This window comes from Collinsella sp. AF02-46-1, assembly GCF_003465825.1.
Lineage (GTDB): Bacteria > Actinomycetota > Coriobacteriia > Coriobacteriales > Coriobacteriaceae > Collinsella.
In genome coordinates, this window is record NZ_QSBV01000003.1 from 1 (window position 1) to 22,057 (window position 22,057).

The following is a 22,057-nucleotide window of genomic DNA, read 5'->3' on the forward strand; positions in this document are numbered from 1 at the left end:
TTAATGTGCTCTCCGTCGTGAGCAGGACTGTAGAGCAGCAAACTTAACCCCTGCCCCGGCACCCGGCGGGCAAGCCCTCCCTTGTACTCCATCTCACTAAAGTGTATGATTCTGAAGGTTACATGACTCACTTTACCTAACTAAAGTACCATCAAGGGGGAATACCATGAATACCGATATGTCTCGTCGTCAGTTTGTTGGTCTAGCCGGCTCGCTCGCCACGGTGCTTGGCCTTGGTCTTGTCGGCTGCGGCGGTGCCGATAAGGGCTCCGCTGCCGGCTCTGCCGCGGCCAAGGATGTGAAGGGCGCTGCGGAGTCCAAGAAGCTCGTGGTGGGCTTTGATAAGTCCTATCCTCCGTACGGCTTTGTGGGCGACGATGGCGAGTACACCGGCTTTGATCTCGATCTTGCCAAGGCCGTTGCCGATAAGCAGGGCTGGGAGGTCAAATACGAAGCCATCGATTGGGATGCCAAGGACACACTGCTCAACTCCGGCGCCATCAACTGCATTTGGAACGGCTTTACCATGGAGGGCCGCGAGGACGATTACACGTTCTCCGAGCCGTACATGCTCAACGAGCAGGTGCTGGTGGTAAAGAAGGATGCGGGCATCAAGAGCTGGGACGATCTTGCCGGCAAGACCGTGATTACCCAGACCGATTCCGCTGCGCAGGATGTACTCGAGGGTGACCAGAAGGATCTGGCGGCGACGTTTGCCACGCTTGACACGATCGGCGAGTACAACACGGCCTTTATGCAGCTCGAGAGCGGCGCGGTCGATGCCGTGGCTTGCGACCTTTCGATTGCCCAGTATCAGCTTGCCGCCAAGCCCGATGCTTATACGCAGCTTGATGAGCCGCTGTCCAGCGAGCACTACGCCGTCGGCTTTAAGAAGGGCGACACCAAGTCGGCCGACGCCGTGACCGAGTCGCTCAAGGCGCTCTACGAGGACGGCACGGTCAAGGACCTGTGCGACAAGTATTCAAGCTATGGTCTATCTTTCGATAATTGGGTGCTCAAGTAATGTCTATTCAGGTCATGATGCAGATGCTTGGCCAGGGATTCTTGGTCAGCTTGCAGCTGTTTGTGCTGACGCTGCTCGGGTCGATTCCGCTGGGAATCCCCGTGGCGTTCATGCGCATGAGCAAAATTGCGCCACTTCGCTGGATCGCGCGCATCTATATTTCGGTGATGCGTGGCACACCGCTCATGCTGCAGATGTTTGCCATCTACTTTGCCCCGTACTACGTGTTCGGCATCTCGCTCACGCCCGATTCCAAATGGACGGCATGCGTCGTGGCGTTCATCATCAACTACGCCGGCTACTTTGCCGAGATCTATCGCTCGGGCCTGCAGTCCATTCCGCGCGGTCAATACGAGGCTGCCGAGGTGCTGGGCTATTCGCGCGTGCAGACGTTTCTGTATATCGTGATGCCGCAGGTCGCCAAGCGTATTCTGCCGGCGATGGGCAACGAGATCATCACGCTGGTCAAGGACACGTCGCTGGCGTTTGCCATTGGCGTGGGTGAGATGTTCTCGACGGCCAAGGCGTTGGTTGCCTCGCAGGTGAGCATGGTGCCGTTTGCGATTGCGGCGTTGATCTACTGGGTCTTTAACTTTGTGGTCGAGATGCTGCTGGGCGCCGCCGAGAAACAATTGGATTATTACCATGACTAGATCGTTCCGCCGTTCTAACGAACGGCGGACTGCTCGACGCTGCGCGCGTGCCTGACGGCCAATCTGCTCCTCAAGCCGTCGCTTGCGTACAGAAGTACGCGGCGCTCCTCTTTCGGAGCACATTGTCTCGCCAGTCACACGCTCGCTGACTTTTTAAACACATGGAGGTTCCCGTGTCCGGAACGGTAATGAATATATCGAACGCGCGCAAGGCGTTTGGCGGCAATGAGGTGCTCAAGGATATTTCGCTCGAGGTAAAGCGTGGCGAGGTCGTGGCGATTATCGGGCCTTCGGGTGGCGGCAAGTCCACGCTGCTGCGCTGCGCCACGCTGCTCGAGACGCTCGACGGCGGCTCGCTCTCGTTTGGCGACCTTGCGGTTGCGACGGATGCGGGATCGGGTGCGATATATGCGAAGGGAGATGTTCCCAAGCAAGCGCGTTCGCGTTTTGGTCTGGTATTCCAGAACTACAATCTGTTCCCGCACTATACGGTGATGAAAAACATCATCGACGCGCCGGTCCGCGTGCTCAAGCGCCCGCGCGAGCAGGCAGAGGCGCGTGCGCGTGAGTTGATCGCGCAGATGGGGCTTACGGGCAACGAGAACAAGGTGCCGTGTGAGCTTTCGGGCGGTCAGCAGCAGCGCGTGAGTATTGCCCGCGCCCTGGCGCTCGATCCGGAAATCTTATTCTTTGACGAGCCGACTTCAGCGCTCGATCCCGAGCTGACGGCCGAGGTGCTGCGTGTCATTAAGGACCTGGCGGCGCAGAATATGACGATGGTAATCGTGACCCACGCGATGCAATTTGCACGCGATGTTGCCGACCGCGTGGTCTTTATGGACGGCGGTCGCATTGTCGAGGAGGGGCCTGCCGAGCAGGTCATAGACCATCCGCGCGAGCGGCGCACACGTGAGTTCTTGAGCCGTATCGAGGGATAGGCTCAGGTATTTACTCAACTATTAATTGAGGCGAAGCCGCCACAGGTCTTACGGTCTGTGGCGGCTTTTTGTTTACATCGACGGGGTTCAATAATTGCCTCACAAGCTTGTCTCTTCCTCTCGCCGCCTGTATTCATACGTGTGCCGAAAGGTATGCATGGACAGCCGTCCGTGAGGGTAGGGTGGTGGCATAGGACATTTGGAGGGTGAGTCGGCTCGGCTGCCGACCATGCTGCTCCCGGGACGGCACCGACCGCGAACTCTCCCCGTTGGCGTCGCGCAATGCGCGCGGCCCTGCAAGGAGGTCATCATGGGTGCTCCCAAGACCGGTAATGTAAGGAACGTGGTGCTCGTAGGCCAAGGCGGGGTGGGCAAGACTTCACTCGCCGAGGCCATGCTCCACCTTTCTGGCAAGACCGCCCGCCTGGGCGGCCACGACGGCACCAAGCCCACGCTCGACTATGACCCCGAAGAGGTCAAGCGTGCGTTTTCCATCTCGACGACCATTGCACCGATCGACTGGAAGGGCGCGCGTGTCAATGTGCTCGATGCCCCGTGCTACCCCGACTTTATCGGCGACGCCTTTGCCGCGATGAGCGTCTGCGAGACGGCTCTGTTTGTAGTCGACGCCGAGGCCGGCCCGCAGCCTACGACGGTTAAGCTCTGGTATGCCGCCGAGGACCTGCGCCTGGCGCGTGCGGTGTTCGTGAACCGCCTGTCGCGCTCCGAGGCCAGCTTTGCGACCACGATGGAACTGCTGCAGGAGCGCTTTGGTACGCGCCTGGGCGCCGTGACCCTTCCCTGGGGCGAGGGCGAGGACTTCGACGGCATCATCGACCTGGTGCGCATGAAGGCACGCCATTGCAACGGCGCCGAAGCCGTTGAGTCGGAGATTCCCGAAGAGTATCGTGCCCAGGCCGAGGAGGCCCATGACCATCTGTGCGAGCTGGTGGCCGAGGCTGACGACGAACTGATGATGAAGTACTTGGAAGGCGAGGAGACGCTGACGCAGGAGGAGCTTGAAGGCCTGCTGTCGAAGGCGATCGCCGAGCGCATCTTTGTGCCGGTCTTTGCGGGCGATTGCATTAAGGAGCAGGGCATCAACTCGCTGATGGACGATATCGCCACGTACTTCCCGGCGCCGACGGACTACGGCGAGATGCCGCTCATCGACGGCGATTCGCTTAAGATCTCGAGTGACGATGACCGTCCTGTGGCGTTTGTGTTTAAGACCCTGGCCGATCCGCAGCAGGGTCGCATCAGCTTTATCAAGGTGCTGACGGGTACGCTTGAGCCGGGCCTTGAGCTGATCAACGCGCGCACTCGCAAGAGCGATCGTCTGGCTCACTTGTATGTGATGTGCGGCCGCGACATGACCGAGGTCGGGCACGCATATGCCGGCGATATCATCGTGGCGCCCAAGCTGGCGGCCGAGACGGGCGATACGCTCTCGATTACCGGCAAGGTCGAGGCTGCGGCATTTAAGTTCCCCAACTCGCAGTACCGCATTGCCATCGAGGCTGAGAACCGCGGTGACGAGGAGAAGCTCTATACGTTTATCGAGAAGGCGTGCAAGGCTGATCCGACCATGAGCATCGACCGCGACGAGGAGACCGGCCAGACCATCATTTCGGCGGTGGGCGAGGCACAGGTTTCGGTCCTGCTCAATCGCCTTGAGGACCGTACCAAGGTCGTGGCCAAAAGCGTGCCGATCCGCATTCCGTATCGCGAGACCATCCGCCGCACGGCAAGTGCCCAGGGCCGCCACAAGAAGCAGACCGGCGGCGCCGGTCAGTATGGCGACTGCTGGCTGCGCGTTGAGCCGCTCATTGGACCCGACGGCACGAGCGATGGCTATGAGTTTGTGGACGAGGTCGTAGGTGGCCGTATTCCGCGCTCGCTGATCCCCGCCGTGGACAAGGGTGTCCAGGAGACTATGAAGGACGGCATCATTGCCGGCTACCCGCTCACGGGCATTCGCGTGGCTGTGTACGACGGCTCGTATCACAGCGTCGACTCCAACGAGATGGCGTTCCGCGCGGCGGCTCGCATCGGCCTGCGCAAGGCGTGTGCCGATGCCGACCCGGTGGTGCTGGAGCCCATCGAGGAAATCACGGTGACTATCCCAGAGAGCTACGCCGGCGCCGTGATGGGCGACATCTCGGCCTCGCGTGGTCGCGTGACGGGCATGGAGACCGATGAGCGCGGCGACACCGTGGTCATCGCCCAGGCGCCGCTGGCCGAGCTGACGGATTATTCGACGCGTCTGCGCTCCATCACGCGCGGCACGGGCGACTTTACCATGAAGCCCGCAGGCTATGAGCAGGTGCCTTATGACGTTCAGGCCAAGCTGGTCGAGCGCTATGAGGAGGGCCGCGCCAAGTAGCGTGTGGCGTTGCCTGTAACATGCATGCCGGTGCAAGGGCCGCTCTGGGTAATCCGGGGCGGCTCTTTTTGATCCCCGGTGGGGTTGCAAACCGGTTTTTGTCGTGGCTCGGGGCTAGTCTCCCGAGGCCTGGTTGCGGCCGGTGGCATAGTCGATCTGCACATGCGGCTGCAGGTTGTAGCAATATACGTGGAAACAGAGGGTCTTGCCGTGGTCCTCGACCGATTGCGCCTCAAGGCGTACGCCACGGCAGACAAGCTCCTCTTCGTTATACATGGGCGTGACGCGGTAGAGCACATGGTTGCCCGTATCGTGAATATAGTTGAGAATCTGCTCTTCAAACGGTAGCATGCCCGTCTCGTTGAGATAGCGCGTGCCGGTGAGGAGATTCTTGCGGTTGGCGTTTTCGCCGCAGAGCGACCAGGCGATAAGGTGGCAGCGGTTGTAGAGGCTCTGGCCCGGAATAAAGTCGTAGCGCTGCTGATGCCAGCCGGCGGGGTGGATACGCGAGATATCGCTGCGCTTGCCCTGACCGAGTGACTCGGGGCCCACGCAGGCGAGCGCCTTGCGGGTGCGACCCAAGCTGTCGAGCTTGGAGAACTTCTTAAAGCAGCCCTCTTCTGTAGCGCGCCCGTATTCATCGAGTGTGAACGACGGCGTGCCGAGCGGGTGTGTGCTGTCGGCGCGAAGGGCAACGTAGGGGTTACCGGCGTAGTCAGGAACGCTGCTGAGGTATACGCCGCGGGCGCGGTCGAGATCGGGGTTTTCGACCTCGTCGACGGGGGTGGCGGCACTGTCCGCGGAAGCCTCGTCGACGGTGTCGCTCGTGGCGGAATCGGAGTCATCGCCAGAGTCTTGGCTATTTTGAGAGTCCGAGGAGCTCGCTGTTCCCGATTCGAGTCGAGCGACCAGGTCTGCCTCGTCATCGGTGCGGCTGGGACTCTCGTCTTGCTTCTCGGCCAGGGCCGCTGCCTGCTCATCACTTTGCGGCGACAACAGCTTGGGCGCTCCGTCGAGCGACCCCGTGAACAGCGCAAACCCCAGCACCACGGCGGTGCCGATGGAAAGTACTTGCTTGTAGACGGACTTGCGCGACATTGAGGCTCCTGGATGGACGGTTGGGAATCTACCAGTCTAGCAGGAGCCGGCAGAGGCCGTTCTGTCGAACAAATACTTAAGATTTGGGACAAACGCTACTGGTTCATTTGCTTCATATTTGACGTATGGCTAGATCGAGGTGGAGTCGAGCCAGTTGAGCTTGCACTCGAGAATGCGCTGCTCGCCGGGTTGGCTGCTGCCATCAAGCAAGGCGAGCAGCATCTCGGCCGCCTCCCTGCCTTCCTGGTCGACGGGCTCGATGATCGTGGAGACGGTCGGCGTGGTGAGGTTGGTCCAGTCTCCGCAGTTGAGTCCCAAAAGACCTATTTGCTGCGGAAGTAGATGGGCCATGGGTTGGAGGGCCTTGTAGACACGGGGAAGCGCCCATTGGTTTTGTACGAAGATGAGCGTGCGCTTGGCGGGGTTGAACTTGTATTTAAAGTATTCGGTGAGCTCGTTGATCGACGGCTTGTTGTGATCGATGGGGATGGCTTTGTAGAGCTGCCCATTCGCGGCCAATGCCTCGGCATATCCCTGAAAACGTTCCATGCGAGTGCGCATTTCGGTCATGTTGGCGGCGATGGAAAAGAAGTCTTCGTAGCCGGCGTCGAGAAGCGCCTGCGTGGCATTGTACACGCCGTCGTAGAGGTTGGTTTTGATCCAGCTGGTGCCTGGGCTGTAGATGGCCGCGTCAAAAAAGACGACGGGCTTGTCGGCGCGCTTGATGCGGTCGTGGACTGCCTTGAAATTTGCCGTGGGCTGGATGATAAAACCATCGACGCCCAGTGAGAGCATTTTGTCGACATACATGAGCTCGGTCTCGGGGTTAAAGTTGCTCGTACAAACGACTGTCTGGTAGCCCGCGGGGAGCATGACCTGCTCCATGCCGTTGAGGACGAGGCCCGCCCATTTGTTGGTGTTATCCAAGATGATGATGGCGATGACGTGGGTCTGCTTGCCGGTGAGCGTTTGCGCTTGGGCGTTGGGAACGTATCCGAGTTCCTTGATGACGCGCGCAATCTTTGCCTGCGTCTTCTCGCTAAGCTTTTCTCGTTTGTCGTTGAGGTAATACGAGACGCTTGCCGTCGAGGTTCCCGCCTCTCGAGCGACGTCTGCGATCGTAACGCGCTGTTTTGCCACAGCGACTCCTTCCGACAGATGAGCATTTTCCAACATGATGACTTTGAGTCTTGGTGAGGGATGCGCTTTGGTGAGCGACTTTTTCCTTTCATATGAGTATGCAACAAATGCGGTATATGGGTGGGGTCGAAATTTGTGACCGGCATGCGCATCTGCCGTCTACCGAGAAAATCAAATACTTCTTGACTTTTGAAATCGAGGGTAAAATCGCAGGATTCATTTTTGGTTAAACGCATAACTAAATAGCGTAACCAACGCTCTGACCTGCGCGTTTACCGAAATAAACTGGCATTAAGAAAAACGAGCACCTATATTGGTCTTGTCGAAAAGACAGCAAGTCCAAACGGCAGGGGATGCTCCGGAGGCCTCCGCAAACGGTGTCTTGCGCACGCAACTCTATGAAAAGAGGGAAGCAATGAAGATCGTAGGCGTTGCCGCCTGTACCGTGGGTATCGCCCACACGTATATGGCCCAGAAGGCGATTCAGGATGAATGCGCCGCTCGTGGCATCGAGTGCAAAGTCGAGGCTCAGGGTGGTCTGGGTATCGAGAATGAGCTCACGCAGGAAGACGTTGATTGCGCCGACCTGGTGCTCGAGTCCGTCGACGTGGGTGTCGAGAACGAGGACCGTTTTGAGCAGAAGATGGCCGAGGGCAAGTTCCTCAAGGTCGGCACCTCGGATGTAATCGCCGATCCGGTAAAGATTATCGACCAGGCTGTCGAGATCATCAAGGCGACGGGCGGTGCCGTTGACGCGTCCAAGGCCGAGGCCAAGGCAGAGAAGAAGGCCGTCTCCGCTGCCCCGCAGGCCCCGACACCGGCGTCCAAGCAGTCCATCTTTGCCGACCCTGGCAAGACGCTGCTCAATGCATTCAATACCGGCGTTTCCTATTTTATCCCCATCGTCGTTATCGGTGGCGTGTTCCTCGCCTTCTCGTTGGCATCCGGTACTGCCGGTGCTAGCGGCATGGAGGTCACCAACCCGTTGATGGTGAGCCTTAACACTATCGGCATGGCCGGCATCTCTATGATGATTCCGGTGCTTGCGGCATACATCGCCTACTCGATGGCCGGTAAGCCCGCACTTGCCCCCGGCTTCGTCCTGGGCTACTTGGTTAACAACGCCGTCGTCACCCCGAGCGGCAACAGCGTTTCGACCGGCTTCTTGGGCGCCATGATCATGGCTGTCATCTGCGGTTACTTTGTCCGCTGGATGAAGACCTGGAAGGTCGACAACACCATCCAGACCATCATGCCCATTCTGATCATCCCGATTCTGACCTCGCTCGTCCTGGGCATGGCTTACATCTACATCCTGGCCACGCCGCTTGGCTTTGTGATGGATTGGCTCACCAGCGTGCTCGGCAGCCTGCAGGGCGGCTCCGCCGTCGTCCTGGGCCTGGTCATTGGCGTCATGACCGCTTTCGATATGGGTGGCCCCATCAACAAGACCGCTTCGACCTTTACCATGGCCATCATGGCCTCCGGCATCTACGGCCCCAACGGTATGTTCCGCGTCGCCGTCGCCATTCCCCCGATTGCTTGCGGCCTCGCTGCGCTCATCGCCAAGAACAAGTTCGATGACGCTGACCGTCAGATGGGCATCTCTGCGCTGTTCATGGGCTGCATCGGTATTACCGAGGGCGCTATTCCCTTCGCGGTCAAGGATCTTGGCCACACCCTGCCCGGCATTTGCATCGGCTCTGCCGTGGGCGCGGCGCTTGCCGCCTTCCAGGGCATCGACTGCTATGTTCCGCATGGTGGCTTTATTGTCGCCCTGGCCACCAACAACGTCGCGCTGTTCTGCCTGGACATCGTGATTGGCTCCTTGGTCGCCGCTGCAATCCTGATTGCCATGAAGCCCACGCTCGATAAGCAGGCCAAGTAAACCTTTAAGGACTCCGGTTGTGCGGAGGGATGGATTTGACTCCGCACAACCGCCCCTACACAACAAAATCCATCCGCACTGATAGGGCCCACATCTGGGTCCCAGGGAACTTTTGTCAAAAATCCTCTGGAGAAGGAGAACAAAATGTCCAACCTCACCATCCGCCAGGCCGTTCAGGGCATGCTCAAGCTGCAGGACAGCGGCGATCACGCAACCATGGTCGGCATTGGCCCCATGAGCCCCAACCTGATTCAGGCCGTGTTCGAGCTTGCCAAGGACGAGGATTTCCCGCCCATGTTTATCGCTAGCCGCAACCAGGTCGATATGGACGAGATGGGCGCCGGCTACGTCAACGGTTGGGACCAGACGCGCTTTGCCGCCGACATTAAGAAGGTTGCCGACGAGGTGGGCTATACCGGTCCGTACTACCTGTGCCGCGATCACGGCGGTCCGTGGCAGCGCGACGAGGAGCGTAACGCCCACCTGCCCGAGGACGAGGCCATGGAGCTCGCCCGCAAGTCCTTTGTCGCCGACATGGAGGCAGGCTTTGACCTGCTGATGGTCGACCCCACCAAGGACCCCTATCAGATCGGCAAGGTTATTCCGCTCGACGTGGTGCTTCGCCGCACGATCGATCTTATCGACTATCTTGAGCAGTACCGTCGCGAGCATAACCTGCCCGAGGTTGCCTATGAGGTCGGTACCGAGGAGACCAATGGCGGCTTGACCTCTACCGATAAGTACGAGGAGTTCATTTCTCAGCTGCAGCCCGAGCTCGAGAAGCGCGGCTGCCCCATGCCCACCTTTATCGTCGGCCAGACCGGTACGCTCACCCGTTGGACCGAGCAGGTCGGTCATTACAACTTTAAGAATGCCCGCGAGCTCGCCGACATGGCCAAGCGCTACGGCGTGGGCCTGAAGGAGCACAACGCCGACTACCTGGATGACGCGACGCTGCTCGAGCACATCCCGGCTCACGTGACGGCCTCCAATGTTGCCCCTCAGTACGGCACCGAGGAGACCCGCGCTTACCTCAAGCTCTGCGCTACCGAACAGATTCTGGTCGACAACGGCCTGTGCGACGATCCCTCCGACCTGTATCACACGCTGCTGGTCAAGGCTATCAAGACCGAGCGTTGGCGCAAGTGGATGACCGGCGACGACGTCAACCTGCAGGTTGACGACATCCTGGCCGACGACGAGCTCAGCCTGAAGATTCTGGATGTCTCCGGCCACTACGCCTTTAACGATCCCGAGGTCAAGGAGCAGGTCGAGAAACTCTATCGCAACCTCGCTGCCCAGGACATCGACGGCAAGCGCTTTGTGATCGAGCACATCAAGCGCCCGATCAAGCAGTACGTCGTCGGTCTTAACCTCAAGGGCGTCACGAGCCGCATCGAGAAGGCTCTCGAGGACTAAGTAGTTTTTCCTACACGACGCCGGGCCTGGGGCATGTCCCAGCTGCAGGCCCGGCACATAGGACAAAGGGGCATCCCCTTTGTCCTTTCTTTTGAGTTTTGGATTCCTCCGAAGGAGTTTGCACCATGAAGTTCTTTATCGATACCGCCAACCTTGACGAGATCGCCGAGGCCAAGAGCTGGGGCTGCCTTGCTGGCGTCACCACCAATCCGTCCCTGTACGCCAAGACCGGCGGTAAGCTCGCCGACTTTGAGCCTCACATGCTCAAGATCGCCGAGCTTTGCGAGGGACTGCCCGTGTCCGCCGAGTCCACCGCGACCACTGCCGAGGGCATGATTGAGGAGGGCAAGCGCCTTGCCGCCCTGGCTCCCAACATCGTGGTTAAGCTTCCCGTGTGCGAGGCCGGCCTCGCCGCCTGCCGCGCCCTGGCCGATGCAGGCGTGCGCGTCAACATGACGCTTGTTTTCTCGCCGACGCAGGCTCTTATGGCCGCCAACGCCGGTGCCCGCTACATCAGCCCGTTTGTGGGACGCTTCGACGACATCGCCGAGGACGGCATCTCGCAGCTCGACAATGTCGTGACATGCATCAAGAACTATGACTGGACCGGCAAGAACGTCGACGACACCGTCGAGATCATCACCGCTTCGGTCCGCACGCCCAACCACGTGACCCAGGCGGCTCTTCTTGGTGCCGACATCGCGACCGTGCCCATTGCCGCTCTCAAGAAGTGCCTGCAACACCCGCTGACCGACCAGGGCCTCGCCTCTTTTGAGGCTGACTGGCAGAAGGTCGTCGCTCAGGCTTAACGACCGGGTTGCCCCCGGCATCGCGCCATCCGGTGCCGGGGTTGTTCTCAAGAGAGGAATTCGTATGACCAACCAGGAGCTGGCGAAGGTCGCCAATGAGGTCAGGAAGGGTGTCGTGACTGCGGTTCACGCGGCCAAGTCGGGACATCCGGGTGGATCGCTCGGTGCAGCCGACATCATGACGTATCTGTACTTTGAGGAAATGAATATCGATCCTGCCGACCCTCACAAGGCCGATCGCGACCGCTTTGTGCTCTCCAAGGGTCACGCGGCGCCGGGCCTGTATTCGGTGTTGGCAAATCGCGGCTATTTTCCCGTCGAAGAGCTCGAGACGCTCCGCCATATTGGCAGCCGACTGCAGGGCCATCCCAACATGAACGATACCCCAGGCATCGATATGTCCACCGGCTCGCTCGGTCAGGGCATCTCTGCTGCAGTTGGAATGGCGCTTGCCGCTAAGCACTGGGGCGACAGCTACCGTGTCTACACGTTGCTGGGCGACGGTGAGTGCGAGGAAGGCCAGGTGTGGGAGGCGGCTATGTTTGCCGGCAACCATGCGCTCGACAATCTTGTTGCCGTCGTCGACCACAACGGCTTGCAGATTGACGGCACGATCGATGAAGTCAACTCGGCCATGCCGCTTGCCGACAAGTTCCGCGCCTTTAAGTGGCATGTGATAGAGCTAGCCGATGGCAACGACATGGCGCAGATTGAGGCGGCTTTCGCCGAAGCTCGCGAGGTGACCGGCGCGCCCGTCGCTATCATCGCCGAGACGGTGAAGGGCAAGGGCGTCTCCTTTATGGAAAACCAGGTGGGCTGGCACGGCAAGGCGCCCAACGATGAACAGTTTGAGCAGGCCATGGCCGAGCTCGCAGCAGCAGGGGAGGAGCTCTAATGGCAGACGTCAAGAAGGTCGCCACGCGCGTTAGCTACGGCGAGGCACTTGTCGAGCTGGGCAATGAGCGCGATGACTTTGTAGTGCTCGATGCCGACCTGGCCGCCGCCACACAGACCGGTAAGTTTAAGGCCGCTCACCCTGAGCGCTTCTACGACGCCGGCATTGCCGAGAGCAACTTGATGGGGCTTGCCGCCGGCATTGCAACCACGGGCCACGTCGCCTTTGCGAGCACCTTTGCCATGTTCGCCGCCGGCCGCGCGTACGAACAAGTGCGTAATTCCATCGGTTATCCGCACCTCAACGTCAAAATCGGCGCTACGCATGCGGGCATCTCGGTCGGTGAAGACGGCGCCACGCATCAGTGCTGCGAGGACATCGCGCTCATGCGCACGATTCCGGGTATGACGGTGGTCGTTCCCGCCGATGACATCGAGGCTCGCGCTTGCGTGCGCGCCGCCTATGAGTTTGAGGGGCCAGTCTATATGCGCTTCGGCCGTCTGGCAACACCGGTCATCAACGATCACGAGGACTATGAGTTCAAGATTGGCCGCGGCGTGGTCGTGCGCGAGGGCTCCGATGTCACAATCGTCGCCTGTGGCCTTATGGTTGCCGAGGCGCTCGAGGCTGCCGAGGCTCTTGCCGCCGATGGCATTGATGCCGAGGTTATCAATATGCACACCATTAAGCCGCTCGACGAGCGCCTGGTTGTTTTCAGCGCCAAGAAGACCGGTCGCGTGGTCACCGCCGAGGAGCATTCGATTATCGGCGGTCTTGGCGAGGCCGTGGCCTCGGTGCTCGCGGAACAGCATCCGGTGCCGATGCGACGCGTCGGCGGGCGCGATGTATATGGCGAGTCCGGCCCTGCGGTCGATTTGCTGCACAAGTACGGTTTGGACGCCGACGGCATCGAAGCCGCGGTCAGGTCCGTGTTGTAAGGAAGGTTTTCCATGGGGTTTGTATCTGCCAACCAAGTGACGATTGGCTACGCCGCCGTCTCGCGCGAGGACGCGCTGCATTATCTGTCCGAGCAGGCTGTTGAGCTTGGTTTTGCCGATGACGCATCTGCTGTAGAGGCGGCTTTTATTGCTCGCGAAAACGAGGCCGAGACTGGCCTCGTCGCCGGTTTTGCCGTTCCGCATGCCAAAAGCGACGCGATTCATACGCCGGGCGTGGCCGTGCTCAAGCTGTCCGAGCCTGTTGAGTGGCCGAGCTTTGATGGCGTGCCCGTCGATGTGGCACTCGCGCTGTACGTGCCCGCCGGCGAAGCGGGAACCACGCACCTGCGTCTGCTCTCCAAGGCTGCCGTGATGCTGATGGATGCCGGCTTCCGTGACAAGGTGCGCACGAGCGCCGACCCCGCCGAGATCGCGGAGCTTATTAACGCCGGGCTCGAGGGCTAGGTGCAACCAGCCCGCTCAATCTATTGATCCTTCTCCAAGGAGCAGGGCCGCGACGCTATAGGCGTCGCGGCCCTGTTTGCGTTTCCCCAGATAAAACCTGCCAAAATAAACCTGTCCCTTTTTGGCAGGTTACGTCATAAAGTTTCTGTCTATGTAACGAAAGTACAATATGATATATACGTTATATACAAGTTTGTGACGTGCAGTAGATTTGCGGCAACCCAAGCCGATGAAGGGGTCGATATGATCAAGGCTGTCATTTTTGACATGGACGGAACGCTGGTCGATACCGAGCGTTTGGACATGAGGGCATGGAAGGTGGGCGCTGCCGAGCTGGGGATTGCGATTGATGATGCGTTGATCCATCAGTTTATCGGCCGTTCGAATGCCGATGTTAAGGACATCCTTGAGGCGCATTACGGCAAGGGCGAAACCGCCGACGCGATTTTTGCCCGCAACATTGAGCTACACAGCGAGATGGCCAAGACCGACCTGGAACTTAAGGCCGGCGCCGCCGAGTGCCTCGACGAGCTGCTGGCTGCGGGCTATCACGTGGGCCTTGCGACGTCGTCGCGCCGCGTTGCGGCCGAGCGCAACCTTAAGACGGTCGGCCTCTTTGACAAGTTTGAAACGGTGACCTTCGGCGAGGATGTCGCATATGGCAAGCCCGACCCCGCGATTTACCTGCTCGCTTGCGAGCGCGCGGGCTTTGCTCCCGAGGAATGCGCCGTGGTCGAGGATTCGCGCAACGGCTGCGTCTCGGGTATCACGGCCGGCTGCCATGTCTTTGCTGTGCCCGATATTGTGCCGCTGCCGCAGGACGTGGCGGATGGCTGCGAGGCCGTGCTCGACACGCTGTTCGATCTGACGGCGGCGGTCAAGGCCGTGCGCTAAAGGTATGCGCCGAGGTCGATGGCGGTGGCTTCGACGCAGCTGCTTGCCTGGGTGCTGGCGCGCTCGGCGATCTGGGCGCCGATGCCGTAGCTGTCGGCTGCGGTGTTCCATTCATTAGAGGGGTCGCGCTCGTCTCTCTAAAGATAAAATCGGTTAGAGAGACAGCCTTAGGTAATCTAGCAGCGAATTCGTTATATCTCTCTAAAGGTCTCTCTAAAACAAAGTGCTTATCTCTCTAAAGTTAGAGAGATAAATCTATTGGTTTAGAGAGACGGAATGCCAATGCTGCCGGATAAAGGACTCATTGAAGTAATGGGTTCATCGACGAGCTGTAACCGCCGCTATCGGAAAAAGTAGGTGCGGCCGAGACGCCTCTCAAGTGCCTCTCGAAGTTAGAGGGGTGCTAGAGAGGCAGTTGTCTCGTGACATTTTCCCAGATAAAACCTGCCAAAATAAACCTGTCCCTTTTTGGCAGGTCTGCGGGTCAATGCCCATCAAACGAAGTTGCGGTGGAATAGTTCCTGTTTGGGCCCGATAGGCCGCAAAACAGGAACTATTCCACCGCAACTTATTTGGGATGCGCTATTGATTCATGTTGCCGTGGATGTAGGGGGTGACCTCGGGGGAGATGTGGCCGCAGCCTAGGTTGCGCAGGGCAGATTCGATGGCGGCGGGAAGCGGGGCCTTGCCCTCGTCGTTGACCGCGGTCCTGCCGAGGGCGGCGATCTTGGCGACGTCTGCCGGCGCGGCCTCGATATGCATGCAGCCGCCGATCAAGCGCGCGCGTACCTGTGCCAGATCAAGATCGTGCAGGTAATCCTCGCAGGCGCGGATTACATCGACCTTCTCGCGCGTAAGCTCCTCGCCCGTGGGGACGCGCGTGGCAAGACATGCTCCCGCCGGCAGGTTCCAAACGGGATAGCCCCAGGCGCGCAGCAGCTCGCGCTCTTCGTCCTTGGTAAAGCCGACCTCCATGAGGGGCGAGCGCACGCCGAGCTCCTGGGCGGCGCGCATGCCGGGGCGGTAGTCGCCGCGGTCGCTTGCGTTGCTGCCGTCGATGACGGTGGGAAAGCCGAGCGACTTGGCGTGGTTGACGATGGCGGTAAAGCCGGCGCGCTTGCAGTGGTAGCAGCGGTCGGCATCGTTGCAGGCTACTTGGGGGAGCCGCAGCTGATCGACCGAAAGATTGAGCACGGGGAGCTTAAAATGCGGCCCTTCATTGGCCTGCCCGTCAACGGACCGCTCAAACGAAGCCTGCTCGGGCGTGCCGATGAGCGGCGTGGTGAGGTGAACGAGAAGCGTGCTGGCGGGCATGATGCGGGCGCAGACCGCGGCCAAAAAGCTGCTGTCGACGCCACCGGAAAACCCGATAGCCACGCGCCCGTATGCCAAAAGCAGCTGTTCGAGCGCCGATAGCTTGTCTTGAAGCTCCTCTGCGGGTGCCGTGGTGTCTAAAATCATGAAACGATCCTTATCGTTGAGTACTCGGTCGAAAACTATAATCCTACCGAGCCACTTGTCATAAGACTTCTATCTATGTAACGAAAGTGCAATATGCTATATACGTTATATACAAGTTTACAAGTGCGGTAAAGTTGCGGGAGTACAGCAGCGCGAAGCGATGGGGGACCGATATGATCAAGGCTGTTATTTTTGATATGGACGGAACGCTGGTCGACACCGAGCGTTTGGGTATCAAGGCGTGGAAGGCGGGAGCGGCCGAGCTGGGATTCGCGATTGATGATGCGCTGATCCATCAGTTTATCGGTCGCACGCTGCCCGATGTCATGGGCATCCTTGAGGAGCATTACAACAGCAGCGAAACCGCTGAGGCGATCTATCGTCGTCACAAGGAGATTCGCGACGAGATGGTCAAGACCGACCTGGAGCTTAAGGCCGGCGCCGCCGAGTGCCTAGACGAGCTGCTGGCTGCGGGCTATCACGTGGGTCTAGCGACGTCGTCGCGCCTCGTTACGGCCGAGCGCAACCTTAAGATGGTCGGTCTTTTTGACAAGTTTGAAACGGTAACGTGTGGCGAGGACGTCGTGCACGGCAAGCCCGACCCCGAGATGTATCTGCTCGCCTGCGAGCGCGCGGGCTTTGCTCCCGAGGAATGTGCCGTGGTCGAGGATTCGCGCAACGGCTGCGTCTCGGGCATCACGGCCGGATGCCACGTCTTTGCCGTCCCCGATATCGTGCCGCTGCCGCAGGACGTGGTGGATGGCTGCGAGGCCGTGCTCGATACGCTGTTCGATCTGACGGCGGCGGTCAAGGCCGTGCGCTAGCGTTTGCACGCGAGTCGCCATGCCCCGCGCCCGATCCCGCAGGACGGTGACGGTAACGGCGCCTGCGTGGAGGCGCTGACGCAGTCAGCCCCTCTTATCACGCCAAGATTGCTGTTTTGGCCGATAAGAGGGGCATTGTGCTTTAAGCGACTGGGGCTGCGGCCTTGGTAAGGAGCTGGCGGAGGGTTATGACGCTACAAGTTACTCCAGGAGCCAGTCGATCACGTTGCGCTTGCGGACTCCTTCGTAGTTCGCGTCCGCAAACAGCGTGTCGAGCGTAAGAAGCGTCTTGGGGTAGTTGTCTCGGACTTTCTTAAAGGGGGCCAACTCTCGATTGAGGGTAGTTTCGTCGAGCGTTGTGGCTGAAACCTGAAAATAGGCTGTCTCGTCTGACTTTAGGGCAACAAAATCGATTTCCCCGCCGTCGATATCGCCCACGTAGACGTCGTATCCACGGCGTAGGAGCTCGAGATAAACAACATTTTCGAGGATATGACCGATATCGCTGCTTTGGGTTTTGACGAGAGCGCCTCTAAGTCCAAGGTCAACGGCGTAGTATTTGCCGTTTGTTGAAAGAAGCTGCCGACCGCGCACGTTATAGCGCGGAGCAAAGTACAGCACAAGGCTGTCTGTTAAGCCTTTGAGGTATTTGGCTACGGTTTTCTGGTCGGTTTTGTTGCCGTTGGACGAGAGCGTGTCGGAGATTTTTTTAATCGAGATCCGGTTTCCAATGCTATGGAGTAGGAACTTGGTGATATCGCGCAGGGTCGGGACGTCCGAGACCTTCAGGCGTTCGATAACGTCGCGTATGACGATGGTATCGTAGAGGCTCATAAGATAATCGCGCGCCTGGGGTCCCTGAATACCCGTCTCGGCGATAAAGGGAAAAGAGCCCCTGGTTATGTACTCGTCAAACAACTGCGCGGGAGCCTTTCCGTCATTGGTTTTTGCCGAGCAAAACTCTTTAAAGGATAGGGGCAGCATCTTGAGCTCTACGTAGCGGCCGGAGAGCAAAGTTGCCAGCTCGCTCGAGAGCAGATAAGCGTTGGAACCGGTTATGTAGAGGTCGACATTGTCCTTGATAAAAAGACTGTCGACGGCTTTTTCGAAATGCTCGACGTGCTGTATCTCGTCCAGAAAAACGTAGTTCATCTTATCGGGGACGAGTCTGGCGGAAATGTAGTCGTAGAGCGCTCTATACGACGTAAGCGACTCGAACTCCAGGTCTTCAAAGTTGAGGGATATAACCTGGTCGCCTGTGATTCCATGATCGCGCAGGTAGCTGCGGTAGATTTCGAATAGCTTTGATTTGCCGGACCTTCGCACGCCCGAAACGACCTTGATGACGTGTGAGTCTTTCCACGAAATGAGCCAGTCGAGGTACTGTTTGCGATCAATCAGATTCATGAAACCCCTTTCTTGGCGAGAAAAAACTGGAGCAAAATCAATACTTATAGGAAATATCTAAAATATGGAATTGAGTCTATTTTAACAAAAAAGGTAATGAAAAATGGATTACATTCCATAAATATCCGTAGCCGCAGATCCGGCTAAACGGGGAGGGAACATGGGGCCAGCAAAACGCCGCAGCGGGACTGTTCCCGTTGCGGCGTTTTTTTGTTACAGGTAGGCGCCCAGGTTGATGTCGGTTATTGGGGCCGCGGATGGGCCCGTCGGGTGCTGCTCGGCCTTTTGGGTGCTCACACGCTCGAGCAAGAAGGGGCGTACGAGCTCCTGACGGTTAATGTCCTCGGTGGCCGTGATTGTGGTGACGGTACGCGCGGCGGAGCCGATGCGGACTCGTTTGGTCTTGGCGGCAGGTTTATCCTCGATTTGTTCCATGAGCAGCTGCACGCCCTTGCGGCCGATCTCGTAGCCCGGTGGTGCTACCGTGGTGAGGGGGACCGATCCGCTCCAGGCAAGTGGGTTGCCATCGCAGCCGGCAACAAGAATCTGGCCGGGGACGGAAATGCCCTTGTCGGTCAGCGCCGAGATAACGCCCGAGGCTAATACGTCGGTCAGGCCGATGACAAAATCGGGGCGCTCGTCCGCGGGGCGCTCGGCGATTTGGGCACCGATGCCGTAGCCGTCGGCAGCGGTATTCCATTCGCCGGCGTCGATGACTTCGATCTTGATATCGGGGTGCAGGGCAAGGGCCTTGTGAATGCCAAGCACGCGTAGGGTGAGCTGCATAAATGCTGCTCTGCCCACGACGGTGATATGGCGCGCGCCACGGGCAACGGCGAGTTCGGCGATGATGCGACCTTGGGCTTCGTTATCGGCAGCCACGTAGTGGCCGGGCTCGGAACAGTGGATGTCCAGATGGACGATCGGCACGGGCATTTTAGTCATGGCCGGGTGCCAGTCGGGGGATGCCATGGGCTGAACCATGACGCCGGACATCTGAGTGCCCATAAAGTAGCGCAGGTAATGGTCTTCGAGAATGTCGTCGTTGTCGGCGTTGGCGATGAGCAAGTCATAGCCGTGCTTGCGTGCCTCGTTGTGGGCACCGCTGGCAATCTGGAGCGAAAAGCCGTGATCAAGACGGGGGAGGACCAGGCCAAAGGACTTGGTGGTGCCGCCGGCCAGCTGGCGAGCGCTTTGGTTGGGCAGGTAGCCCAAGCGATTGATGGTCTCGTTGATGAGTTTGAGGGTCTCGGGGCGCAGCTTTTCGGGGTGGTTGAGCGCGTTGGAAACCGTGCCCAGCGAAACCCCGGCCTCGCGCGCGACGTCGCTGATTTTTACCTTTGCCATAGCGGCCCCTTTGATGCGTTTCAAGTACAAGCCAGATTGTAGCATCCCAAACCTACCAAAAAGGGACAGGTTTATTTTGGCAGGTTTATCTGGGGAAACGCCGTTGCCGGCGCAACCACCACAAAGGGGACAGTGCACCTTTGTGGTGGCTTGAGCTGCCCGGGCCTTCAATTGTCTCGATCTGTAACATCTGGACGGCAAAACCGCCTCCACCTGTTACAGATTGAGACATAGTGCTGGGACCGAACCGTAATGTCTCGACCTGTAACACTAAGCCGGCTTATTGCGGCGCAGATGTTACAGATCGAGATCTTTCGCCGGGATAGGCCGCCGCGACGCCCAAAACCACCACAAAGGTGCCTGTCCCCATTGTGGTGGTTTGGACCGGCTGGGCATGTGTGCATCGGGTGGTATCTAAGTTGAGATACCACTTCTGGTATATCAGCTTGCGCTTGCGTGAGTACAATACTCGAACGTTATACGTCTCAGCGCCCCCTGTGCGTGGACGTCTTGCAGTCACGCGAACGAAGGGATTTATCCTATGTGCGGAATCGTCGGCTACACCGGCTCTGATATTGCAAAGAACATCCTGGTCACGGGCCTCAAGCGTATGGAGTATCGCGGCTATGACTCCTCAGGCGTCGCGCTCGAGGTGGGCGAGGGTGCCGCGGCGCACCTCGACGTCATCCGCCGCGTGGGCAAGGTTGCGGGCCTGGAGAGCGAGCTTTCCAACATCGACAGCGACGCTACCTGCGGTATCGGTCACACCCGTTGGGCCACCCACGGCAAGCCCTCCGTCGTTAACGCCCATCCCCACACCAGCTGCGACGGTCGCATCGCCATCGTCCACAACGGCATCATCGAGAACTTCGCCGAGCTGCGCGAGGAGCTGGAGGGCCGCGGCCATCACTTTAAGAGCGAGACGGATACCGAGGTCTTCGCGCATCTGATCGAAGAGGCTTATGCCGAGACGCACGACCTGATGGCCTCCGTGCGCGAGGCTTGCACCCACGTGGTCGGTGCCTATGGTCTGGCCGCCGTGTGCGCTGACGAGCCCGGCGTGATCGCCGTGGCCCGCAAGGATTCCCCGATCGTAGTCGGCGTGGGCGAAACCGGCTCCTATGTTGCTTCCGATGTCATCGCGCTCATCGACGCCACCCGCGATGTCGTGGTGCTCGAGGACGGTCAGTTTGCCAAGCTCACGCCCGCGGGCGTCGAGTACACCGACGAGGCCGGCAACGTCATCGAGCCCAAGGTCACCCACATCGACTGGGACCTGGACATGGCCGAAAAGGGCGGTTATCCCGACTTTATGCTCAAGGAAATCCACGAGCAGCCGCGCGTCGTGCGCGACACGCTGGTCGGTCGTATGACGCCGGTCGGCGAGCTCGACATCGACGAGCTTGGCCTTTCGCTCGAGGAACTCAACGACATCGACCGCGTCTACGTGATCGCTTGCGGAACCAGCTATCACGCTGGCCTCATTGCCAAGAATCTCATTGAGGGCTGGGCTCGCATCCCCACCGAGGTGGAGGCGGCCAGCGAGTTCCGCTATCGCAATCCCATCATTACGCCGACGACGCTTGTCGTTGCCGTGTCCCAGTCGGGCGAGACGGCCGATACCCTTGCCGCCATTCGCGACGCGCGCATCAAGGGTGCCAAGGTCTTCGGCATCACCAACGTGGTGGGCAGCCCCGTGGCGCGTGAGAGCGACGGCGTCATCTACACCAAGGCCAACAAGGAGATCGCGGTCGCCTCGACCAAGAGCTTCATCGGCCAGGTCGTGAGCCTTACGCTTTTGGCCCTGCTGCTGGCGCAGGTCAAGTACCGCTTGACCACCAAGCAGGCGCGCATGCTGTTCCGCGAGCTTTCCGATACGGCCGAGCAGATCCAGTGGATTTTGGATACCCAGACCGAGGCCGTTCATGAGGCCGCCCTGCTGTGCAAGGACGCGCAGTCCGCACTGTTCGTGGGTCGCGGCATGGGTGCCGCTATTTCCTACGAGGGCGCGCTCAAGCTCAAAGAGGTCAGCTACCTGCACGCCGAGGCCTACGCCGCCGGCGAGATGAAGCACGGTCCCATCGCACTGGTCGATCCGGGCTTCCCTGTCATCGCCGTGGCCACCAAGAGTGCCACCTACGACAAGACCGTGTCGAACCTTATGGAGTGCAAGGCGCGCGGCGCCAAGGTCATCGTCGTTGCCACTGAGGGCGACGAGGAGATCAACAAGATCGCCGACTGCATCATCCGCGTGCCAGCAGTCCGCGACGTGTTCAGCCCCATCACGGCGAGCGTCCCGCTGCAGCTGCTCGCCCGCGAGGTGGCCATCCTGCGCGGTTGCGACGTTGACCAGCCCCGCAACCTGGCGAAAAGCGTCACGGTCGAATAATCGAGTTCCGTCGTTCTAACAACTAAGGCCCGGCTCCGCATCAAAGACGGAGCCGGGCCTTGTTGCATTTGCCCAGATAAAA

General features: G+C 59.3%; 18 protein-coding genes. 13 read left to right on the forward strand and 5 right to left on the reverse strand.

The window, feature by feature from the left end:
* Positions 1–166 precede the first annotated feature (166 nt).
* The 4 genes from DWV20_RS01850 to DWV20_RS01865 all read left to right on the forward strand — a co-directional run bounded on the left by DWV20_RS01850 (position 167) and on the right by DWV20_RS01865 (position 5,001).
* A complete protein-coding gene (locus tag DWV20_RS01850) occupies positions 167–1,024 on the forward strand; it encodes a transporter substrate-binding domain-containing protein (protein ID WP_118256243.1) in 858 nt (285 codons plus the stop codon).
* A complete protein-coding gene (locus DWV20_RS01855) occupies positions 1,024–1,677 on the forward strand; it encodes an amino acid ABC transporter permease (RefSeq protein ID WP_118256244.1) in 654 nt (217 codons plus the stop codon). The genes DWV20_RS01850 and DWV20_RS01855 overlap by 1 nt, the downstream gene beginning before the upstream one ends.
* A 188-nt stretch (positions 1,678–1,865) precedes the next feature.
* A complete protein-coding gene (locus tag DWV20_RS01860; protein ID WP_199581766.1) occupies positions 1,866–2,615 on the forward strand; it encodes an amino acid ABC transporter ATP-binding protein in 750 nt (249 codons plus the stop codon).
* A gap of 310 nt (positions 2,616–2,925) precedes the next feature.
* On the forward strand, positions 2,926–5,001 hold the full coding sequence (locus tag DWV20_RS01865) for a translation factor GTPase family protein (protein WP_118256246.1): 2,076 nt from the start codon (positions 2,926–2,928) through the stop codon (positions 4,999–5,001).
* A 114-nt stretch (positions 5,002–5,115) separates the two neighbouring features.
* Here DWV20_RS01865 and DWV20_RS01870 read toward each other — a convergent pair whose 3' ends face one another.
* Complete coding sequence (locus DWV20_RS01870; protein ID WP_118256247.1) at positions 5,116–6,099, reverse strand: DNA/RNA non-specific endonuclease; 984 nt, start codon at positions 6,097–6,099, stop codon at positions 5,116–5,118.
* Between the two features lie 129 nt (positions 6,100–6,228).
* On the reverse strand, positions 6,229–7,239 hold the full coding sequence (locus DWV20_RS01875; protein WP_233539752.1) for a LacI family DNA-binding transcriptional regulator: 1,011 nt from the start codon (positions 7,237–7,239) through the stop codon (positions 6,229–6,231).
* Between the two features lie 415 nt (positions 7,240–7,654).
* Between DWV20_RS01875 and DWV20_RS01880 the strand changes: the two genes are divergently transcribed.
* The 7 genes from DWV20_RS01880 to DWV20_RS01910 all read left to right on the forward strand — a co-directional run bounded on the left by DWV20_RS01880 (position 7,655) and on the right by DWV20_RS01910 (position 14,547).
* Positions 7,655–9,127, forward strand: coding sequence for a PTS fructose transporter subunit IIC (locus tag DWV20_RS01880; protein WP_118256249.1), 1,473 nt, complete (start codon positions 7,655–7,657; stop codon positions 9,125–9,127).
* Between the two features lie 144 nt (positions 9,128–9,271).
* Positions 9,272–10,546, forward strand: a complete 1,275-nt coding sequence (locus DWV20_RS01885; RefSeq protein WP_006235615.1) for a class II D-tagatose-bisphosphate aldolase non-catalytic subunit — start codon at positions 9,272–9,274, stop codon at positions 10,544–10,546.
* A 125-nt stretch (positions 10,547–10,671) separates the two neighbouring features.
* Entirely contained in the window at positions 10,672–11,355 is a 684-nt protein-coding gene (fsa, locus tag DWV20_RS01890) for a fructose-6-phosphate aldolase (protein ID WP_118256250.1), read from the forward strand.
* A 64-nt stretch (positions 11,356–11,419) separates the two neighbouring features.
* Complete coding sequence (locus DWV20_RS01895) at positions 11,420–12,250, forward strand: transketolase (RefSeq protein ID WP_089573497.1); 831 nt, start codon at positions 11,420–11,422, stop codon at positions 12,248–12,250.
* Positions 12,250–13,188, forward strand: a complete 939-nt coding sequence (locus tag DWV20_RS01900; RefSeq protein WP_118256251.1) for a transketolase family protein — start codon at positions 12,250–12,252, stop codon at positions 13,186–13,188. Before DWV20_RS01895 ends, DWV20_RS01900 begins: the two co-directional genes overlap by 1 nt.
* Positions 13,189–13,200: 12 nt before the next feature.
* The gene (locus tag DWV20_RS01905) at positions 13,201–13,653 is read left to right on the forward strand and encodes a PTS sugar transporter subunit IIA (RefSeq protein ID WP_118256252.1); all 453 of its coding nucleotides are present in this window, start codon (positions 13,201–13,203) and stop codon (positions 13,651–13,653) included.
* 243 nt (positions 13,654–13,896) lie between these two features.
* The gene (locus DWV20_RS01910; protein ID WP_118256253.1) at positions 13,897–14,547 is read left to right on the forward strand and encodes an HAD family phosphatase; all 651 of its coding nucleotides are present in this window, start codon (positions 13,897–13,899) and stop codon (positions 14,545–14,547) included.
* A 582-nt stretch (positions 14,548–15,129) separates the two neighbouring features.
* On the opposite strand, the gene DWV20_RS01915 is transcribed toward DWV20_RS01910, so the two are convergent.
* The gene (locus tag DWV20_RS01915; protein ID WP_117877181.1) at positions 15,130–16,008 is read right to left on the reverse strand and encodes an ATP-dependent sacrificial sulfur transferase LarE; all 879 of its coding nucleotides are present in this window, start codon (positions 16,006–16,008) and stop codon (positions 15,130–15,132) included.
* Between the two features lie 173 nt (positions 16,009–16,181).
* On the opposite strand from DWV20_RS01915, the gene DWV20_RS01920 reads away from it, so the two are divergent.
* Positions 16,182–16,832 (forward strand): HAD family phosphatase, encoded by a 651-nt coding sequence (locus tag DWV20_RS01920; protein WP_117877183.1) that lies wholly within the window; start codon positions 16,182–16,184, stop codon positions 16,830–16,832.
* A 201-nt stretch (positions 16,833–17,033) separates the two neighbouring features.
* Here the strand turns inward: DWV20_RS01920 and DWV20_RS01925 are convergent, their stop codons facing one another.
* Positions 17,034–18,239 carry an ATP-binding protein gene (locus DWV20_RS01925; RefSeq protein ID WP_117759248.1) on the reverse strand — a complete coding sequence of 402 codons (1,206 nt, stop codon included), beginning with the start codon at positions 18,237–18,239 and terminating at the stop codon, positions 17,034–17,036.
* A 213-nt stretch (positions 18,240–18,452) separates the two neighbouring features.
* A complete protein-coding gene (locus DWV20_RS01930) occupies positions 18,453–19,586 on the reverse strand; it encodes a LacI family DNA-binding transcriptional regulator (protein ID WP_233539753.1) in 1,134 nt (377 codons plus the stop codon).
* A 541-nt stretch (positions 19,587–20,127) separates the two neighbouring features.
* Between DWV20_RS01930 and glmS the strand changes: the two genes are divergently transcribed.
* Positions 20,128–21,975: a glutamine--fructose-6-phosphate transaminase (isomerizing) gene (glmS, locus tag DWV20_RS01935; protein ID WP_117877186.1), complete on the forward strand. Its 1,848-nt coding sequence runs from the start codon at positions 20,128–20,130 to the stop codon at positions 21,973–21,975.
* Positions 21,976–22,057 lie beyond the last annotated feature (82 nt).

Coding starts and splice junctions, on each gene's coding strand:
- DWV20_RS01925 (WP_117759248.1), bottom strand. CDS start 18,239: ATGAATCTGATTGATCGCAAACAGTACCTCGACTGGCTCATTTCGTGG.
- fsa (WP_118256250.1), top strand. CDS start 10,672: ATGAAGTTCTTTATCGATACCGCCAACCTTGACGAGATCGCCGAGGCC.
- DWV20_RS01910 (WP_118256253.1), top strand. CDS start 13,897: ATGATCAAGGCTGTCATTTTTGACATGGACGGAACGCTGGTCGATACC.
- DWV20_RS01860 (WP_199581766.1), top strand. CDS start 1,866: ATGAATATATCGAACGCGCGCAAGGCGTTTGGCGGCAATGAGGTGCTC.
- DWV20_RS01915 (WP_117877181.1), bottom strand. CDS start 16,008: ATGATTTTAGACACCACGGCACCCGCAGAGGAGCTTCAAGACAAGCTA.
- glmS (WP_117877186.1), top strand. CDS start 20,128: ATGTGCGGAATCGTCGGCTACACCGGCTCTGATATTGCAAAGAACATC.
- DWV20_RS01920 (WP_117877183.1), top strand. CDS start 16,182: ATGATCAAGGCTGTTATTTTTGATATGGACGGAACGCTGGTCGACACC.
- DWV20_RS01885 (WP_006235615.1), top strand. CDS start 9,272: ATGTCCAACCTCACCATCCGCCAGGCCGTTCAGGGCATGCTCAAGCTG.
- DWV20_RS01865 (WP_118256246.1), top strand. CDS start 2,926: ATGGGTGCTCCCAAGACCGGTAATGTAAGGAACGTGGTGCTCGTAGGC.
- DWV20_RS01930 (WP_233539753.1), bottom strand. CDS start 19,586: ATGGCAAAGGTAAAAATCAGCGACGTCGCGCGCGAGGCCGGGGTTTCG.
- DWV20_RS01850 (WP_118256243.1), top strand. CDS start 167: ATGAATACCGATATGTCTCGTCGTCAGTTTGTTGGTCTAGCCGGCTCG.
- DWV20_RS01870 (WP_118256247.1), bottom strand. CDS start 6,099: ATGTCGCGCAAGTCCGTCTACAAGCAAGTACTTTCCATCGGCACCGCC.
- DWV20_RS01855 (WP_118256244.1), top strand. CDS start 1,024: ATGTCTATTCAGGTCATGATGCAGATGCTTGGCCAGGGATTCTTGGTC.
- DWV20_RS01905 (WP_118256252.1), top strand. CDS start 13,201: ATGGGGTTTGTATCTGCCAACCAAGTGACGATTGGCTACGCCGCCGTC.
- DWV20_RS01880 (WP_118256249.1), top strand. CDS start 7,655: ATGAAGATCGTAGGCGTTGCCGCCTGTACCGTGGGTATCGCCCACACG.
- DWV20_RS01895 (WP_089573497.1), top strand. CDS start 11,420: ATGACCAACCAGGAGCTGGCGAAGGTCGCCAATGAGGTCAGGAAGGGT.
- DWV20_RS01900 (WP_118256251.1), top strand. CDS start 12,250: ATGGCAGACGTCAAGAAGGTCGCCACGCGCGTTAGCTACGGCGAGGCA.